1 protein-coding gene is annotated in these 1206 nt (G+C 38.1%); it reads left to right on the top strand.

Annotated features, from left to right (window positions below):
* Nucleotides 1-85 precede the first annotated feature (85 nt).
* Nucleotides 86-1054, top strand: coding sequence for a porphobilinogen synthase (gene hemB / locus E1171_RS01085; RefSeq protein ID WP_155203243.1), 969 nt, complete (start codon nt 86-88; stop codon nt 1052-1054).
* The last annotated feature ends 152 nt before the right edge of the window (nt 1055-1206 follow it).

Here is a 1206-nt window from a genome sequence, read left to right as displayed (position 1 = left end):
TTTTATAATATATTTAGGAAAAAGAGCAACTCTTGAAAATAATTTCCAGTACAATGATAATTAGTAATTCCTAATTCATAAAGAAATGTTAAGAAGACCAAGAAGAAACCGTAAATCCGAGGTAATCCGATCCATGGTGGAGGAAACCCGGTTATCGGTCAAAGACTTTATATTTCCCCTATTTGTTATTGATGGAGAAAACAAAAAGGAAGAGGTAACCTCTATGCCAGGCATTTATCGATATTCCACTGATTTATTGCTAGAAGAAATCTCCGAATGTGTGGGTTTGGGAATAAAAAGTTTTGACCTTTTCCCTGCCCTCAAAGAAAAATTAAAAGATAAATATGCCACAGAAAGCCACAATCCAAATAATTTCTATTTACGAGCAATAGAGAAAGTAAAGTCGGCTTTTCCAGAAGTTTGCTTGATGACAGATGTGGCCATGGACCCTTATAGCTCGGATGGGCATGATGGGATTGTGGAAAATGGTGAAATACTTAATGACCCCACCCTGGAAGTACTAGAAAAAATGACCTTAGCTCAGGCCAGAGCAGGTGCGGACATTATTGGACCTTCCGATATGATGGACGGACGAGTTGGTCATTTAAGAGATGCCCTTGACAACGAAGGTTTTGAAAATGTATCCATCATGTCCTACACGGCAAAATATGCTAGTGCTTTTTACGGGCCTTTCCGGGATGCGTTACAATCTGCACCTAAATTGGGAGATAAAAAAACTTACCAAATGGACCCTGCCAATAAGCGTGAAGCCTTAATCGAAGCTGACTTGGATTATGCGGAAGGAGCAGATTTTTTAATGGTAAAACCAGCCTTGGCCTATCTGGATATCATACATATCCTAAAAGAGAACTATGACCTGCCCATTGCTGCCTATAACATCAGTGGAGAATATTCTATGATTAAAGCAGCAACCGAAAAAGGTTGGATTGATGGGGAAAAAGCTATGCTGGAAAGTTTACTAAGTATAAAAAGAGCAGGCGCTTCGGTTATCCTCACATATTTTGCCAAAGAGTTTGCTCAGTTGAACTGTTAATAATACATTTATAAACAAAGGACAGTACCTGGTATATATTATTTGCTGTATATTTTTACCTATTTACTCCTAAAACATATTATTATATACCAGGAGAACCTTTGGACTATGGGATTTGAGGTAGGAATAAAAAAGGGAACCAACACCCAATT

The organism is Xanthovirga aplysinae, from assembly GCF_009711365.1.
In the GTDB taxonomy this organism is placed as follows: Bacteria; Bacteroidota; Bacteroidia; order Cytophagales; family Cyclobacteriaceae; genus Xanthovirga; species Xanthovirga aplysinae.
Note: the sequence above shows the minus strand (reverse complement) of the source record. Positions and strands in the feature narration are given on the sequence as shown.

Excerpts from the sequence above, each read along its gene's own strand:
- hemB (WP_155203243.1), top strand. The coding sequence starts at position 86 with ATGTTAAGAAGACCAAGAAGAAACCGTAAATCCGAGGTAATCCGATCC.